Origin of the sequence: Streptomyces sp. M2CJ-2 (assembly GCF_016757295.1) — a bacterium.
In the GTDB taxonomy this organism is placed as follows: Bacteria; Actinomycetota; Actinomycetes; order Streptomycetales; family Streptomycetaceae; genus Streptomyces.
The window spans coordinates 67,801-83,801 of sequence record NZ_JAESIF010000008.1; the positions used below are offsets into that span (position 1 = coordinate 67,801).

At 72.8% G+C, this 16,001-nt stretch carries 16 protein-coding genes and 1 pseudogene; 6 read left to right on the plus strand and 11 right to left on the minus strand.

Annotated features, from left to right (window positions below):
- Positions 1 to 22: 22 nt before the first annotated feature.
- A pseudogene (locus JL475_RS41175) lies at positions 23 to 965 on the plus strand (cellulose binding domain-containing protein).
- Between the two features lie 45 nt (positions 966 to 1,010).
- On the opposite strand, the gene JL475_RS09760 reads toward JL475_RS41175, so the two are convergent.
- Entirely contained in the window at positions 1,011 to 1,769 is a 759-nt protein-coding gene (locus JL475_RS09760; RefSeq protein ID WP_202277051.1) for a class I SAM-dependent methyltransferase, read from the minus strand.
- Between the two features lie 5 nt (positions 1,770 to 1,774).
- Positions 1,775 to 2,080, minus strand: coding sequence for a 4a-hydroxytetrahydrobiopterin dehydratase (locus JL475_RS09765; protein ID WP_202277052.1), 306 nt, complete (start codon positions 2,078 to 2,080; stop codon positions 1,775 to 1,777).
- A gap of 241 nt (positions 2,081 to 2,321) precedes the next feature.
- Here JL475_RS09765 and JL475_RS09770 point away from each other — a divergent pair, with 241 nt between their 5' ends.
- Positions 2,322 to 3,185, plus strand: coding sequence for a helix-turn-helix transcriptional regulator (locus JL475_RS09770; protein WP_202277053.1), 864 nt, complete (start codon positions 2,322 to 2,324; stop codon positions 3,183 to 3,185).
- Here the strand turns inward: JL475_RS09770 and dnaK are convergent.
- The 4 genes from dnaK to JL475_RS09790 all read right to left on the minus strand — a co-directional run bounded on the left by dnaK (position 3,179) and on the right by JL475_RS09790 (position 8,463).
- Complete coding sequence (dnaK, locus tag JL475_RS09775; RefSeq protein ID WP_202277054.1) at positions 3,179 to 5,065, minus strand: molecular chaperone DnaK; 1,887 nt, start codon at positions 5,063 to 5,065, stop codon at positions 3,179 to 3,181. The genes JL475_RS09770 and dnaK overlap by 7 nt on opposite strands.
- Before the next feature lie 194 nt (positions 5,066 to 5,259).
- Positions 5,260 to 5,688 (minus strand): OsmC family protein, encoded by a 429-nt coding sequence (locus JL475_RS09780; RefSeq protein ID WP_109376322.1) that lies wholly within the window; start codon positions 5,686 to 5,688, stop codon positions 5,260 to 5,262.
- A 155-nt stretch (positions 5,689 to 5,843) separates the two neighbouring features.
- The gene (locus JL475_RS09785) at positions 5,844 to 7,862 is read right to left on the minus strand and encodes a phage holin family protein (protein ID WP_202277172.1); all 2,019 of its coding nucleotides are present in this window, start codon (positions 7,860 to 7,862) and stop codon (positions 5,844 to 5,846) included.
- Positions 7,863 to 8,061: 199 nt separating this feature from the next.
- Positions 8,062 to 8,463 carry a hypothetical protein gene (locus JL475_RS09790; RefSeq protein ID WP_202277055.1) on the minus strand — a complete coding sequence of 134 codons (402 nt, stop codon included), beginning with the start codon at positions 8,461 to 8,463 and terminating at the stop codon, positions 8,062 to 8,064.
- 81 nt (positions 8,464 to 8,544) lie between these two features.
- Between JL475_RS09790 and JL475_RS09795 the strand changes: the two genes are divergently transcribed.
- Together JL475_RS09795 and JL475_RS09800 are read left to right on the plus strand one after the other, a co-directional pair.
- The gene (locus JL475_RS09795) at positions 8,545 to 9,318 is read left to right on the plus strand and encodes an MBL fold metallo-hydrolase (RefSeq protein WP_202277056.1); all 774 of its coding nucleotides are present in this window, start codon (positions 8,545 to 8,547) and stop codon (positions 9,316 to 9,318) included.
- An 80-nt stretch (positions 9,319 to 9,398) separates the two neighbouring features.
- Positions 9,399 to 10,007 carry a DedA family protein gene (locus JL475_RS09800; protein ID WP_202277190.1) on the plus strand — a complete coding sequence of 203 codons (609 nt, stop codon included), beginning with the start codon at positions 9,399 to 9,401 and terminating at the stop codon, positions 10,005 to 10,007.
- Positions 10,008 to 10,048: 41 nt separating this feature from the next.
- On the opposite strand, the gene JL475_RS09805 is transcribed toward JL475_RS09800, so the two are convergent.
- The 3 genes from JL475_RS09805 to JL475_RS09815 all read right to left on the minus strand — a co-directional run bounded on the left by JL475_RS09805 (position 10,049) and on the right by JL475_RS09815 (position 12,578).
- On the minus strand, positions 10,049 to 11,281 hold the full coding sequence (locus tag JL475_RS09805; protein WP_202277057.1) for an aminotransferase class I/II-fold pyridoxal phosphate-dependent enzyme: 1,233 nt from the start codon (positions 11,279 to 11,281) through the stop codon (positions 10,049 to 10,051).
- Between the two features lie 120 nt (positions 11,282 to 11,401).
- Complete coding sequence (locus JL475_RS09810) at positions 11,402 to 12,247, minus strand: hypothetical protein (protein WP_202277058.1); 846 nt, start codon at positions 12,245 to 12,247, stop codon at positions 11,402 to 11,404.
- Positions 12,248 to 12,425: 178 nt separating this feature from the next.
- Entirely contained in the window at positions 12,426 to 12,578 is a 153-nt protein-coding gene (locus tag JL475_RS09815; RefSeq protein WP_202277059.1) for a hypothetical protein, read from the minus strand.
- A 172-nt stretch (positions 12,579 to 12,750) separates the two neighbouring features.
- On the opposite strand from JL475_RS09815, the gene JL475_RS09820 reads away from it, so the two are divergent.
- Entirely contained in the window at positions 12,751 to 13,143 is a 393-nt protein-coding gene (locus JL475_RS09820; protein ID WP_202277060.1) for a DUF2795 domain-containing protein, read from the plus strand.
- 100 nt (positions 13,144 to 13,243) lie between these two features.
- Positions 13,244 to 13,786 (plus strand): type 1 glutamine amidotransferase domain-containing protein, encoded by a 543-nt coding sequence (locus tag JL475_RS09825; RefSeq protein ID WP_202277061.1) that lies wholly within the window; start codon positions 13,244 to 13,246, stop codon positions 13,784 to 13,786.
- Between the two features lie 57 nt (positions 13,787 to 13,843).
- On the opposite strand, the gene JL475_RS09830 is transcribed toward JL475_RS09825, so the two are convergent.
- Together JL475_RS09830 and JL475_RS09835 are read right to left on the minus strand one after the other, a co-directional pair.
- Positions 13,844 to 14,101 carry a DUF6158 family protein gene (locus JL475_RS09830; protein WP_202277192.1) on the minus strand — a complete coding sequence of 86 codons (258 nt, stop codon included), beginning with the start codon at positions 14,099 to 14,101 and terminating at the stop codon, positions 13,844 to 13,846.
- 169 nt (positions 14,102 to 14,270) lie between these two features.
- Positions 14,271 to 15,890 (minus strand): ABC-F family ATP-binding cassette domain-containing protein, encoded by a 1,620-nt coding sequence (locus JL475_RS09835; protein ID WP_202277062.1) that lies wholly within the window; start codon positions 15,888 to 15,890, stop codon positions 14,271 to 14,273.
- Positions 15,891 to 16,001: the final 111 nt, after the last annotated feature.

The window sequence follows — 16,001 nt, forward strand, 5'->3', positions numbered from 1 at the left end:
CACCTTGAGGAAGGACCTCACCGTGCGAAGAACCCGCGTCCTGACGGCCGTGCTCGCGCTGGCGGCCGGTCTGCTCACGGGCGGCCCGCCCGCCCTGGCCGCCGACGCCCCGGAGCCGGCCACCACCCTCGCCGCCGACACCTACACCTGGAAGAACGCCCGTATCGACGGCGGCGGCTTCGTGCCGGGCATCGTCTTCAACCGCAGCGAGAAGAACCTGGCCTACGCCCGCACCGACATCGGCGGCGCCTACCGGTGGTAGGAGTCGACGAAGACCTGGACCCCGCTGCCGGACTCGGTCGGCTGGGACGACTGGGGCCACACGGGCGTGGTCAGCATCGCCTCCGACTCCGCCGACCCCGACCGGGTGTACGCGGCGGTCGGCACGTACACCAACGACTGGGACCGGGGAAGGGCGCGGTGCTGCGTTTCCACGGACCGGGGCGAGAGCTGGACCCGCAATCGACGACGACGCCCACCAGTGAGGGTGGACGGGTGCGGCGATCACCGGCGACCCGCAGGTGTACGGCAGGGTGTACGTGGCGACCAACGGCCGCGGCATCGTCTACGGCGACACCTCGGGCACCGGGGGCGGGGACGACGGCGGCGGAGGCATCGATCCCGGCCCGGATCCGGAGCCGACGGGCGCCTGCGCCGTGTCCTACGAGATCACCAACCAGTGGCCCGACGGTTTCCAGGCCCAGGTCCAGGTGACCAACACCGGTTCGGACGCCTGGAACGGCTGGTCGCTGACCTGGTCGTTCACGGACGGTCAGCGGGTGTCCCAGCTCTGGAACGGGGCCCACACACAGTCCGGTTCGGCGGTGACGGTGCGCAACACCGACTGGAACGGCACCGTCGCGGCGGGCTCGTCGGTCGGTTTCGGCTTCACGGCGAGCCGTTCGGCGACGAACCCGGAACCGGCCGCCTTCGAACTGGACGGGCAGGCCTGCACGGTGACGTGATCCGGCGGGAAAACCCGCCCGGGTTGCCGCTCCCCGCACGGGAGTTCATCCTGTTCCGGACACCGGCGGCTTTCGGTACGCCCGTAGCCGGAAGACCGGGTCCGGGCGGGGGCGGTCCTGGTCCGGGAGGGCGGCGAGGGCGGTGGCGAAGCCGTCGACGCGCGGATCGCCGGGGGGAAGGGTGACGAACCAGCCGCGGCGCAGGTCGGCGATGGTCCGGCGGGGACTGCGGCCCTGGCCGTGGCCCCGGAACACGGCCTGTCCGGCAAGGACCAGGCCGTGTTCGGCGGCGCGGGCCGTCACGTCCGCGACGGCGTCGTGCACCGGGCTGCGCGGGCGGGCGGCGAGGACGGCGTCGATGTCGCTGCCCACGTTGTGCGAGGCGCCCTTGTCGACGGTGGTGACGTAGACCCCGCCGGGCCGCAGGACCCTGGCGCACTCGCCGACGAGGGCCCGCACGTCCTTCGGGCCGGACACCAGGTGCAGCAGCCACACGCTGACGACGGCGTCGAACCGGGCGTCGCCGAAAGGCAGTCGGCGGCCGTCGGCGCGGACCACGGCGCCGGGCAGCCGGGCCGCCGCCCTCCGGGCCATCGCCGGCGCGAGGTCGACACCGGTCACGCGCAGGCCGCCCCGGGCGGCGGGGAAGCGCCGGGTCACGATGCCGGTGCCGCAGGCCGTGTCCAGCAGGTCCCGCGCGTCGGCCGGTACCAGGCCCAGCACCGCCGCCGCGGCCGCGGCGGCCCGGGGCTCACCGCCGCGTGAGGCGTCGTAGCGCTCCGCTTCCTCGTCGTAGTCGAGCACACACCTCAGTGTGCACCGTGATCGGGTGCCAAGTCCCGTACTCTGCGGGCCAGTTCGAGGTCCTTCTCGGTGACGGCACCGCCCGCGCTGTGCGTCTGGACGGCGAGGGACACGGTGTTGTAGCCGAGAGTGAGGTCGGAGTGGTGGTTCAGCTCCTCCTGCACCTGGGCGACGTGGACGACCATCGCCGTCGCCGCGAAGTGGGAGCCGAGCCGGTAGGAACGGGTGAGGCGGCCGCCGTCGAGCGCCCAGCCCGGCAGGTCGGCCAGCCGCTCCTCGATCTCCTGCGGCGACAGCGGTTCGTCGGACATGGGCGCGCTCCTCTTCGGTCTCCTGCGGGCCGGTTCCTGCGGTGGCGGGGCTCTGTCCCAGCGTGCCACAGGAGGAGCCGCGAGGGCCTGGTCAAGGCGGTGCGGCTCCTCCGTACGGTGCCTTCCCGGTCGAGGACCGGGATCGTCCGGAACAGGGGCGCCGACCCGCGACCCGTGAGAGGGTCGGTCCGTCATGGCAGACTGAACCGGTGTCCGGCCGGGGGCGTTGGGGAGACGTGGCGTGAGTGAACGGCGGGCCGCACCCACCGTGGGCCAGGTGGTGCTCGGCAGGCGGCTGCAGGAATTGCGGGAGACGGCGGGCTTCAGCCGTGAGGAGGCCGCCCGGGTCCTGCGGGTGGCACCCGCGACCGTACGGCGGATGGAGACGGCCGAGGTCGCGCTGAAGATCCCGTACGTCCAGATCCTGCTGACGGCCTACGGGGTGCGGCAGAGCGAGGCGGCCGCGTTCATCGGGCTCGCGGAGGACGCGAACCGTCCGGGCTGGTGGCAGCGGTTCCACGACGTGCTGCCCGACTGGTTCAGCCTGTACGTGAGCCTCGAGGGCGCCGCTCGCATCATCCGCTCCTACGAGCCGCACTTCGTGCCGGGGCTGCTGCAGACGGAGGACTACGCGCGTGCCGTCCTGGAGGCCGGGACGATCGGGAACCAGGGACCGGAGGCGGTCGAGCGGCATGTGTCGCTGCGCCTGGAGCGGCAGCGGCTCCTCGAACGGCCGGATCCGCCCCACCTGTGGGTGATCATCGAGGAGACGGTGCTGCGGCGGCCGGTGAGCGTGGACGGCCGGGTAATGCGCGACCAGTTCGACAAGCTGCTGGAGTGGTCCGAGCGGGACCGGATCACGCTCCAGGTCGCCGAGTTCGCCGACGGCCCGCATCCGGGGACGTACGCGCCGTTCTCGCTGTTCCGTTTCGCCGAGCCGGAGCTGCCGGACATGGTGTTCACCGAGTACCTGACCGGCGCCCTGTATCTGGACTCCCGCAAGGAGGTCTCGGCGCATCTGGAGGTGCTGGACCACATGGTGGCGCGGGCCGCCACCACCCAGCACACCCAGAAACTGCTGCGGGAGTTCCGGGACGGCTACTGAGCACCGCGCCCCTCCTTCCCGCGGTCCCCGTCACCTCCGTCGTTCTCGTCGTCGACGATCTCCGCGTCGACGACGCCCTCCTCCTCCTGCGGTGAGGTGTGCTGCCCGGCGTCGCCGGTGGACGCCTGGCCGGCCTGGGCGTACATCGCCTGGCCCATCTTCTGGCTGACCGCGGCGAGTTTCTCGACGCCGGCGCGCAGGGCGGCCGTGTCGGCGGACTGCTCCAGCAGGGGTTTGAGCTCCGCGACGGCGGCCTCGACCTCGGACTTGGTCTCCGCGGGGATCCGGTCACCGTTGTCCCGGATGAACTTCTCCGTCTGGTAGACGAGTTGCTCGGCCTGGTTACGGATTTCGGCGGCTTCGCGGCGCTTGCGGTCCTCGTCGGCGTACTGTTCGGCCTCGCGCATCATGCGGTCGATGTCGTCCTTGGGCAGCGCCGAGCCGCCGGTGACGGTCATCTTCTGTTCCCGGCCGGTGGCGAGGTCCTTGGCGGAGACGTGCATGATGCCGTTGGCGTCGATGTCGAAGGCCACCTCGATCTGCGGGACGCCACGCGGCGCCGGGGGCAGGCCGGTCAGGTCGAAGACGCCGAGCTTCTTGTTGTACGCCGCGATCTCGCGTTCGCCCTGGTAGACCTGGATGCCGACCGAGGGCTGGTTGTCCTCGGCCGTGGTGAAGGTCTCCGAGCGCCGGGTCGGGATGGTGGTGTTGCGCTCGATCAGCTTGGTCATGATGCCGCCCTTGGTCTCGATGCCGAGGGACAGCGGGGTGACGTCGAGCAGCAGGACGTCCTTCACGTCGCCGCGGATGACGCCCGCCTGGAGGGACGCTCCTACGGCGACGACCTCGTCCGGGTTGACGCCCTTGTGCGGGTCCTTGCCGGTGAGTTCGCGGACCAGGTCGGTCACGGCGGGCATCCGGGTGGAGCCGCCGACGAGGATGACGTGGTCGACCGCGGAGAGCTTGACGCCGGCGTCCTTGACGGCCTGGTGGAAGGGCGTCTTGCAGCGCTCCAGCAGGTCGGCGGTGAGTTCCTGGAACTGGGCCCGGGTGAGTTTCTCGTCCAGGTGCAGCGGGCCGTCGGCGGAGGCCGTGATGTAGGGCAGGTTGATCGTGGTCTCGGAGGAGGAGGACAGCTCGATCTTGGCCTTCTCGGCGGCCTCCCGCAGCCGTTGCACGGCCATCTTGTCCTGCGCCAGGTCGATGCCGTACTGGTTCTTGAAGCGCTGGGTGAGATGGTCGAGGAGGCGCTGGTCCCAGTCGTCGCCGCCGAGGTGGGTGTCGCCGTTGGTGGCCTTCACCTCGATGACTCCGTCGCCCATCTCCAGGAGCGACACGTCGAAGGTGCCGCCGCCCAGGTCGAAGACGAGGACGGTCTGCTCGTTCTCCTTGTCCAGGCCGTACGCGAGGGCCGCCGCCGTGGGCTCGTTGATGATCCGCAGGACCTTCAGCCCGGCGACCTCCCCGGCCTCCTTGGTGGCCTGCCGCTGGGCGTCGTCGAAGTACGCCGGGACGGTGATCACGGCGTCCGTGATGTCCTCGCCGAGGTAGGCCTCCGCGTCCCGCTTGAGCTTCTGCAGCACCCGGGCCGACAGCTCCTGCGCCCGGTAGCGGGTGCCGTCCACGGAGCCCTGCTCGGGGAAGTGCCACTGGCCGTCGCCCATGTGCCGCTTGACCGAGCGGGCGGTGCGGTCGACGTTCGTCACGGCCTGCCGCTTGGCGACCTCGCCGACGAGCACCTCGCCGTTCTTGGCGAAGGCCACCACCGAGGGGGTGGTCCGCGCACCCTCCGCGTTGGCGACGACGGTCGGCTCACCGCCCTCCAGCACGGCCACCACCGAGTTCGTGGTTCCCAGGTCGATTCCGACCGCACGTCCCATCGCTGTCCCCTTCCGCCAGGGCACACCTCTTCGGACCTCAAGGTTTCCAGCACAAAACTTGAGCGGGCTGTTGTCAATAGTTTATGCGGACTGTTTGTCAACCGCTCGTTCAGGCGGCCACACGGCGCAGGCCGCCCCGTCGACGGGGCGGCCTGCGGGTGTACTGCGGTCTACTGCGGGGGAGGGACCGCGGGTCAGGAGAGCTTCGCCGTCAGCGTGATCTCGGTGCCCTTCAGCGCCTGGCTGACCGGGCAGTTGACCTTGGCGTCCTCGGCCGCGGACTGGAAGGCCGCCTCGTCCAGGCCGGGGACGGTGGCCTCCACGGTGAGGTGGATCCCGGTGATGCCCTCACCGGGCACGAAGGTGACGTCGGCGGAGGTCACCAGGCGGGTCGGCGGGTTGCCGGCCTTGTCGAGGATGTTGGAGAAGGCCATCGAGTAGCAGCTGGAGTGTGCGGCGGCGATCAGCTCCTCGGGGCTGGTCCTGCCGTTCGCCTCCTCCGCGCGCGACGCCCAGGTGACCGGCTGCTCACCGATGCTGCCGGAGGAGTCGAAGGTGACGACCCCGCTGCCCTTGAAGAGGTTGCCTTCCCAAACGGTGTGTGCGGAGCGCGTGGCTGCCATGACGCATCCTTTCGAAGATGTCCGGCCGTGTGTCCGGTCCGTACTCTGTCCGGGGCCGCCCGGGTCACCGGGATTCCCGACCCCATCCGATCACACTACGGCTCGACTCACCCGCAGGACCGGCCCCTCGTCCGGAAGACCCGGCCCGCTCGGGGTCAGGCCGCGCGTTCCTGACCGGGACGGGTCGGACGGGCGAAGTCGCCGGACTCGGCCAGCCAGCGGCGCAGCACCCGGTGGACGTGTTCGGCACCGACGAGTTCGGTTCCGTCGGCGACCGGCGGGGACAGCGCGACCGGCGACAGCAGGAAGGCGTGGGACTGGGCTCCGCCGAGGCCTCCGTGGGAGCCGATCTGCTCCTCGAACGCGTGGACCTCCCCGGTGGCGGGGTCGTGGAAGGAGTTGACCATGATGTCGGCGGTGTGCGGGAAGGAGTGGGTGCGGCGTACGACGTCGGCGGCGCCCGGCCCGAACGCGGCCAGGGGTCCGGGATCGTCGTCGAGTGCGTCGAGGGGGATCTCCGCGCCGTGCGCGCCGAGGACGACACCGCCGTGCCGTTCGCTGCGGACCAGCAGGAAGCCGATGCCGGGGTGGTTGGCGAGGGTCGGCAGCAGTGCCGGATGACGGGCGTCGATCTCCTCCTTGCTCATCCGGTGCGGCACGTCCGGGAAGGAGACCAGGCCGAGGTTGCCGGAGGCCAGCACGACGGGCTCGGAGCCGCGCGGGGGACGGTACTGCTCGACGCCCTCCTCGACCGGCCGGTGCAGTGCCGCCCGGACCGCCGCGCGGGCCTCGGCATCGCTGTGGGTGCGCCGCGCGCGGCGCGGTACGGGCAGTCCGCACCCGGCTCGGACCAGGTCGCCGAGGGTGAGGCCGTAACGGGCGCGGAAGGTCTCGCCGGGGCTCTGGCCGTGGTCGGAGAGGACGACGATCCGGTACGGGCGGGGGGCGTGCTCGACGACGTGCTCGATCAGGGCGAGGGAGCGGTCGAGGCGTTTCAGGACCTTCTCGGCGTCCCGGCTCGCGGGGCCGGAGTGGTGGGCCACCTCGTCGTAGGCGACCAGGTCGGCGTAGACGGAGGTGCGGCCGGCCAGCAGGTCGCCCATGACGGCGGCGACGACCACGTCCCGCTGGACGACGGTCGCGAAGGCCCGCACGAACGGGTAGAGCCCGCCGCGGGACACGCGCGGGAACTGCTTGGTCCACCGCGCCCGGGTGGACTGGGCTGTCTCGCGGACCACCTCGGCACCGAAGGACAGGGCGGTGCGCACGGCGTTGGCCGGGTCGGAGAAGTAGGCGAAGTAGCCCGAGCGGGAGCGGTTCTCCCGGGTGCGGCGGCGTGCGGTGATGGACAGCACCAGGGCCTGTTCGCCGGCGCCGCCGCTGAACAGGTTGCCGCGGCTGGCGCCGTCGGCGGCCAGCAGCCCGGCGTGGCCGGCGTGGCGGGCGGCCCGCCGCTGCAGTTCGACGGCGCTGGTGGGCCGGTTGCAGACCATCACCTCCCGGCGGTCCTTCTCGTACCAGCGGAAGGCGGGGACGTCGTGGTTGCTGCCGTGCAGGATGCCGAGCTGACTGGCGCCGGTCTGGCTGGACCAGTCGGTGTGCCAGGAGGTGAGGCGGTGGGAGGGGGGACGGGCGTCGTCGGCGCCGAGCCAGCGGGCGACGGTCGGCATCAGGCCCCGGTCGACCGCGTGCAGCAGGACGTCGTGGCCGACGCCGTCCAGTTGCAGGAAGACGGTGCCGTGGGTGGCCGGGACGGGTGGTGCGGAGCCGCGGCGGCGGTAGGCGAGCCGGTAGAGGCGGCGGCGGTAGGCGTCGTCGTCGCGCACGGCGAGGGCGGCTCCGGTGGCGGAGGCGACGGCGGACATCACGGCGGCGACCACGACCGCGGTCTCCCACGCGGCGGTCCCGCGTTCGATCGGGTTGAGCCGCAGCGCCAGCAGCAGCAGTGCGCCGTTGAGGAAGAACACCAGCAGGCCGAGGACGAGTGCCGGTACGAGCAGCAGCAGCCGCACCAGCAGCGGCCACACCAGCGCCGACAGCAGGCCGAAGGCACCGGCGCCGAGCGCAGCGGTGACCGCGATGTCGGTGGCGCTGTCGCCGTCGGCGGAGCGCAGCCGGAAGTCGGGGAGGATGCCGGCGAGCACCAGCATGGTGAGGGTGGCGACCGCCCACACGGTGACGCTCCGCCCGATCTGACTGGCGATCCGTCGCCACCGCACGCCACTCACGCCCAGTCCACCTCACGTCCCGGCTCGTCGCCGCCACCAGCCGGGGTGGCCCGCGAACCGGCCCCTGCCCGTACCCACCCTGCCACAACGCCCGGAAGCGCCGATTCGTCCCTGATGGGCCCCGAAGGGAAGGGCCGAGGGCGGCTCAGCGGCCGTCGTAGCCGGCCGTCGGCATGGACAGGCGGCGGTGCACCCGGGCCTTCATCGCGGCGTCGTACGACGGTTCGGCGCGGCCGACGGTCTCCACCCGTACCCCGCGCCGCGCGCACTCGGCGGTGAACTCCTCGACGGAGGCCAGGGCGCTCTCCAGCACCCGGCGGCTGGGCGCCACGAACAGATCGGTGCCCGGCCGTACGCCGTCCCACAGCAGGTTGTGGTCGAAGCGCAGCCCCCGCACCAGCAGTTCCCGGGTCACCGCGTAGCCGCGTTCGCGGGCCCAGCGGGCGCACATGGCGTGCTGACTGCGGGAGTCCACGAGGAAGGGATCGGCGTCCAGTTCCGCCAGTGGTGTCAGACTCGCGATCGCCGTCACCCGCACCGGCCCCATGGCGCCCCCTCACCTCCGGACTGCGCCGCCGACCCTACTCCTGCGCGTAGGCTTCGGGGAGTCGCGGAAGGAGGCGAAGAGGTGCCGGTGGAGATCACCTGGTGGGGTCACGCCACTTGCACGGTCGAGGACTCGCACACCCGTGTACTCACCGATCCCCTGTTCGCCCGCCGCCTCGCGCATCTGCGGCGGCGGCGCGGTGCCGTGCCACCGCCGGGCGCCCGGCACGCGGACGTGGCGCTGGTCTCCCATCTGCACGCCGATCATCTGCATCTGCCCTCGCTGGCACTGCTCGCCCCGGGCACGCGCCTGCTCGTGCCCCGGGGCGCACGCCGTGCGGTGCCGGGGCTGCGGCGGCTCACGCACCTCGAGGTGAGCGAGGTGGCACCCGGCGACGTGCTGGCGGTCGGCCCTCTGGCCGTACGGGTCGTGAGCGCCCGGCACGACGGGCGGCGGCTGCCGCTCGGACCGCACCGCTCCCCCGCGCTCGGCTACGTCGTGGAGGGCGAGGCGCGCACGTACTTCGCGGGCGACACCGGCCTGTTCGACACGATGGCCAAGGAGGTCGGGGCGGTCGACGTGGCACTGCTGCCGGTGGGCGGCTGGGGCCCGTACCTCGGTGAGGGGCACCTGGACGCGGCGCGCGCGGCCGAGGCGCTGGCCCGGCTCGAGGCGCGCAGCGCGGTACCGGTGCACTACGGCACGTACTGGCCGATCGGCATGGACGCCGTGCGTCCGCACGAGTTCCACTCGCCGGGCGACGAATTCGTACGGCGGGCGGCCCAGCAGGCGCCCGGGGTGCCGGTGCACCGGCTGGGGCACGGGGAGAGGGTCCGTCTGGAGGACCCGCGGTGATACCGCCCGCCGCCCTCGTACAGGCGGTCGGTGCGCCCGTGTCGGCCCTGGCCTCGCCGGCCGCCCTGCTCGCCCCTGCCTTGCTGTCCGCCGTGCCGGTGACCGTGGTCCCGGAGTCCACCCAGCAGGCGATCGGGTATCCCTCGCTGTTCCTGCTGGTGCTGATCGGGGCGCTGGTGCCGGTGGTGCCGACGGGGGCGCTCGTGAGTTCGGCGACGGTGGTCGCCTTCCACCGGATGGCGCCGCTCTCCATGGTGCTGGTGTTCGCGACGGCGTCCCTGGCCGCGTTCCTCGGGGACGTCGCCCTGTACTGGCTGGGGCGGCGCGGAATGCGGTCGCGGAACGGTTCGCGCTGGCTGGAGGCGATCCGGGCGCGGGCGCCGGAGGAGCGGCTGGCGCAGGCGCAGACCAAGCTCGCCGAGCACGACGTGACGGTGCTGGTGCTGTCCCGGCTGATTCCGGCGGGGCGCCTTCCGGTGATGCTGGCCTGCCTGATCGCCGAGTGGCCCCTGCGCCGCTTCGTCCGCGGCAACCTGCCGGCCTGTCTGGCCTGGGCGTTGACGTACCAGTTGATCGGTGTCCTCGGCGGCTCGCTGTTCGAGGAGCCCTGGCAGGGCGTGCTCGCGGCGATCGTCCTGACCGTCCTGATCAGCGTGACCCCGAGCCTGTGGCGGCACCTGCGGGGCTGACCACCACCGGTCGGGTCCTCCCAGGTCCTGCGAGGGGGCTCTCATCGCCGAACTTCCTCGCGGAGGTCGTCGAAGACCGCCCTCAGGTGGTTCAACGCGCGCCGCACGTGCGGAAGTTCCAGCGGTGCGGACGAGGCGAGGCTTTCCGCCCGCCGCTCGGCGGTGTCGCCGAGCAGGGGCGCGGTGGACAGCCGTACGCGCGGTGCCTCGAGATCGTCGCCGAAGCGGTGGCCGCCCGGCGCGGGCATGCCGAGCCGCCCGGTGAGGAAGTCCTCCAGTTCCTGGGCGTCGCCGACGCCGTGCGCGGTGAGTGCGGGGGCCAGCGGTGTGAGGTCGACGTAGAGGTGCCGTCCGGCCTGCGGGGGGCGGGCCAGGGCTCCCGCGGCGACGACCGCGTCCCGCGCGGCGGCGGCCACCCGGGCGTGCAGGCGTACGGCGGCGGCCGTCCGCGCGGTGACCGGTTCCGGCTCGGCCAGCGCGTAGGCCACCGCGACGGCGACCGGGGCGGCCACCCGCGCGTCGAGCGCGGTCAGTACGTCGAGCACCCGCGCGTGGAGCGCGCCACCGTCCGCGCCCGCCGGGAAGCGGCCGATCGCGGCGGGCCAGCCGGACGGGAGCAGGGCGCCCGCCAGGTCGGTGACCACGGTGACGTGTTCGGGCAGCATCTCGGCGGGGCTGAGCAGCACGGCCTCGTGCGGTGCGTGCAGGGTGTCCCGCCAGGTCTCGTCGCTGACCAGGTGCAGTCCCTCGGCGACGGCGGCCTCGACGGTCTCGTGCAGCAGTTCGGGCGGGGCGACGGTGGCGGTGGGGTCGTCGGCGACGGAGAGCACCAGCAGACGCGGGTCACCGCCCTCGGCGCGCACCCGCCGCACGGTCTCCAGCAGGGCGTACGGATCGGGGACGCCGCCGCTCTCGGGGGGCGTCGGCACGTGGAAGGCGGGGCGGCCGAGCAGCCGGGCCTCGGGGGCCCACCAGGCGGCGCAGGGGCGGGGCACCAGTACGTCCCCGCCGACGGCAGCGGTGAGCGCCATGAGGAGGGCGGGCGCGCCGGGGGCGACGGCCACCCGGTCGGGGTCGGCGGGCAGACCGCGCCGGTCGCCGTGGCCGCACGCGGCGTCCAGCAGGGCGGGGCCGCCGCCGACCGGCTCGGCCTCCCCTCGGGACGCGGCGGCGGCGAGGACGGCGGAGAGTTCGGGCAGGGCGGGCAGCCCGTCCTCGGGCAGTGCCGGTCCGAAGCGAACGGGGCCGTGCCCTCCGGAGTCCGTCCGCCGCATACGCACCTCCGCGCAGTGTCTGGTGCCCCGGCGTGCCCACGGGGGTCACCCGAGTCGGTCACCCTGGTCAGTACCCACGGTGCCACTCCTAGCGGACGGCCGCGGGCCGCTCGGGGAACATCAGCGGCCCGTACGCGCGGTCCTGTCGCGGTACAGCCGGTGGGCGGCGGCGCCGAACGCGCCCGCGATCAGCAGGCCGCCCGCGGCCAGGGCGGGAACGGAGTCGTTGAACCCGCCGCCCGTGCCGGCGTGGACACCGCCCGGGACCGCCGTGCTTCCGCACTGGGCGCGCTCGCGTTCGGGGCAGTGCGAGGTCGAGGACGAGGTCGAGGGAAAGGGGGAGGGGGAGGGGGAGGGGGCGTCGGAACCGCCGGAGTGGCGGGCGACGGTGAAGGCGGCACTCCACGGCTTGCCCTTCTTCCCGGGCGCGGCAGGACATGTGCCCTCGACGGTCCGCGCGGAGTCCTCGCCGGCGGGGTCGGGCCCGTCGACCGCGGAGAGCGGATCGATGTCGTAGAGCGGGTCGGCCTTCTCCGAGGGGTCGACCTCCTCCGAGGGGTCGGCCTCGCCCGGGGAGTCGGTCTCCTCCAGCGGAACGGGTTCGTCGGACGGGTCGGCCTCGTCCACCGGGTCGCCGCCCGGGCCCCCGGCACCCCCGGCGCCCCGGATGTTCGCGGTGCCCCGGTAGGCCGGGCCGGACTCCTTGTCGTCGGAGCCGGTCACCTTCTTCAGTTCGACGACGCCCTTGTCGAAGGCTTCCGAGGTCGCCTCGAGGGTCTCCGGCGGGCGGTCGCCGGCCGGGTCGCAGAGGACCGAGACGGTGACGGTGCCACCCGGGGCCGGCCTGCCCGGACTGACCTCGGCAAACGGATCCGCGGACGGATCCGCGAACACGGCCGGTGCGAGCGCGCCGAGGACGGTGCCGGAGACGGCGGCGAGGGACAGGGCGCGGACGGTGCGGCGCATGGTGCGGGCTCCTTCGGGCGACGGCCGGGCACGGCGGTCCCGTTCGCAGACGTCGCGCCCCGCACCCATCCCAGCCCGCCGACCGCGGCACCGCGCGCGGTCCGCCGCCGTCGGGGGGACGGGTGCACCCGGACGGGGGAAGGACCGGCACCCGGCGTCCCCGGGCCCGGCCGGTCGGTCAACGGCTGCCGGCGACGCCCCTGCCGTGAGGCGCGGGGAGACCGTCGGGATCCTGTTCCTGCACACCGGGCAGCACGAGGTCCTCGTAGCGGCCCAGCATCAGCAGTACGCCGAGCATGAGTATCGGAATGAGCACGGCGAGCACCGCCATGGCCGGTCCTTTCGCAGGAGGCGCGGGGGGTGAGGGAACCGGGTCCCCCGTCGTCCGCGGGACAAACCCGGCGGCGCCCGGCACCCGACGGTGACGATCCGTCCGCCGAACCCCGTGTCGGTGTCCGCCGGCCGGGTACGCGGTGCAGACCCCGAACCATCTGGAGAGAGACATGCAGCGAGGCAGTGACCGGCTGAGCGTTCACCGCGACGACGAGATGAAGCACGAACTGCAGGGTCTGCTCAGGTCAGGGCACCCCACCCGGACCGAGGAGTGGAACGACCCGGAGCCGTTCGCCGAGGACGACCCCGCGGTCGCGCACGGCCCGGTGACGCCGAACCGTGGACCGACGTCACTGGAGTCGGTGCGGCTGGAGCTGGCCAGGCTCCTGAGCCGGGGGTCGTTCCCCGCGGGCCCGCGCGAGCTGATGCGCACCCTGGACCGGCGGCACGCGCCCGACACCCTCGTCGAGGCACTGGGCCGGCTGCCGCGACAGGCACGCTACAACAGCGTCCAGGAGCTGGCCGAGGCACTGACGCGGCCCCGGGAAGCAGGCAGCCCGTAACCGGTCGATCCGGATGCACCCGACCATGAAGCCGAACGTCTTGCGCGAATTGCATGCGTTGCGCGAATTGCACGCATTGCACGAAAGGATGTAGTCCCCCATGCGTATCGCATTCCTCGTCGCACCCGAAGGCGCCGAGCAGGTCGAGCTGACCGAGCCGTGGGAGGCGGCCGTCGGCGCCGGTCACGAACCCGTGCTCGTGTCGACCCGCCCGGGCGAGATCCAGGCGTTCAACCATCTCGACAAGGCGGACACCTTCCCGGTGCAGGAGGTCGTCGGCGACACGTCCGCCGACTCCTTCGGCGGGCTGGTGCTGCCGGGCGGGGTGGCCAACCCGGACCTGCTGCGCACGGACGAGAAGGCCGTCGCGTTCGTCCGGGACTTCTTCGCACAGGGGCGGCCCGTCGCCGCGATCTGTCACGCGCCCTGGACCCTCATCGAGGCGGACGTGGTCCGCGGAAGGGAGCTGACCAGCTGGCCGAGCCTGCGGACCGATCTCCGTAACGCCGGTGCCACCTGGGTCGACGAGCAGGTGAAGATCTGCGACCACGAGTCCGCCAAGCTGGTCACCAGCCGCAAGCCGGACGACCTCAAGGCGTTCTGCGAGACGTACCTGAAGGTGTTCGCCGCGGAAGCGGCCTGAACGACCCGAAGGAGCCGGGACCCGCGCCCCGCGGGTCCCGGCTCCTCACCGGGTCCCTCAGGCGCCCGGGTTCGCGGGTGTCGCCCTGTCCGCGCCGCTCCGCTCCCGGGCCCCCTCGCGGGTGCGGCCCGCCGCCACCGGGCGGCGCGGATGGCGGCGGAGGTACTCGCCCTCCAGCTGCGCCATACGGTCGTTGTGGACCCGCAGCGCGTCGTTGGAGCCGTACAGCAGCGTGTCATGACGCGTGCGATGGATGTTCTCCAGCTCCTTCATGAGCTGCTGATCGTCCAGGCGGTTCGGCTCGACTCCGGTCATCGTGATGCCCCGCTCGTCGTAGGCGTGCCTGCGGTCCGGACACCCGCCCGGGGAGGCCACGGGTCCCGCGTCCCTGCACCCACTCTACGAACATCCCGGTCCCCGTACCTCCGGGGCCCGGAGGTACGGGGACCGGAGGTACGGGGACCGGAGGTACGGCGGCGGGCCGCTACCGGGCCCGTTCCACGCGACGCTCGTCCCACACGGGTTCCGGGGTCTCCCGGACCCTGCCGTCGCCGCCGAAGACCAGGTAGCGGTCGAAGGAGCGGGCGAACCAGCGGTCGTGCGTGACGGCCAGCACCGTGCCCTCGAACGCCTCCAAGCCCTCCTGCAACGCCTCCGCCGACTCCAGGTCCAGGTTGTCGGTCGGCTCGTCGAGCAGCAGCGCCGTGACCCCCTGGAGCTCCAGCAGCAGGATCTGGAACCGGGCCTGCTGACCACCGGAGAGACGGTCGAAGGACTGCTCGGCCTGACCCGTCAGTTCGTAGCGGCGCAGCCGGGACATGGCGGCGCCCCGGTCCTGGGCGTGCTCCTTCCACAGGACGTCCAGGAGTGTGCGACCCTCCAGCTCGGGGTGCGCGTGGGTCTGCGCGAAGTGTCCGGGGACGACGCGGGCGCCGAGCCGCCAGTCGCCCGTGTGCGTCACGTCGTCCCCGGCGAGCAGGCGCAGGAAGTGCGACTTGCCGGAGCCGTTGGAGCCGAGCACCGCGACCCGTTCGCCGTAGAACACCTCCAGGTCGAAGGGCTTCATCAGGCCGGTGAGTTCGAGCTGTTCGCAGGTGACCGCGCGTACTCCGGTGCGGCCGCCCTTCAGGCGCATGGTGATGTTCTGCTCGCGCGGCGGCTCCGGTGGGGGCCCCGCCTCCTCGAACTTGCGCAGCCGGGTCTGGGCGGCCTGGTAGCGGGAGGCCATGTCGGGGCTGTTCGCCGCCGCCTGGCGCAGGTTGAGGACGAGCTTCTTGAGCTGGGCGTGCTTCTCGTCCCAGCGTCTGCGCAACTCCTCGAAGCGGGCGAAGCGTTCACGGCGTGCGTCGTGGTACGTGGCGAAGCCGCCGCCGTGCACCCAGGCGTCCGCGCCGGTGGGGCTCGGTTCGAGGGACACGATGCGCCGGGCGGCGCGGGCGAGGAGTTCGCGGTCGTGGGAGACGAGGAGCACGGTCTTGCGGGTCTGTTCGAGTCGTTCCTCGAGCCAGCGCTTGCCGGGGACGTCGAGGTAGTTGTCGGGCTCGTCGAGAAGCAGGACCTGGTCGGTGCCGCGCAGCAGCGCTTCGAGGACCAGACGTTTCTGCTCACCGCCGGAGAGGGTGCGCACCTGGCGCCGCTCCGCCTTGTCGTACGGGATGCCGAGTGCGGCCGTCGTGCACATGTCCCACAGCGTCTCGGCCTCGTAGCCGCGTGCCTCGGCCCAGTCGGCGAGAGCCTGTGCGTACCTCAGCTGGGCGCTCTCGTCCCCGGCGACGTGCAGCGCGTGCTCGGCCTCGTCGACGGTGCGGGCCGCCTCGCGGATGCGGGGCGCGGCGACGGAGACGAGGAGGTCGCGCACGGTCGTTCCGTCCCGTACGGAGCCCACGAACTGGCGCATGACGCCGAGGCCGCCGGTGACGGTGACGGATCCGCCGTGCGGCTTCAGCTCGCCGGAGAGGAGGCGGAGCAGGGTCGTCTTGCCCGCCCCGTTGGGGCCCACCAGGGCCATGACCGCACCCTCGCCGACCCGGAAGGACACATCGCCCAAAAGGGCCCTCCCGTCGGGGAGGTAGTACTCCAGATGCGCTGCTTCCAGGTGACCCATGGTGGGGATTGTGCGGGGTCGTCGGCACAGGCGGCAAACGGGTTTTCCACGCGACGACGTCCATCATGCGATACGCGGGTCTCGCCATACGGCCGGAGCGCGTAGCGTGAA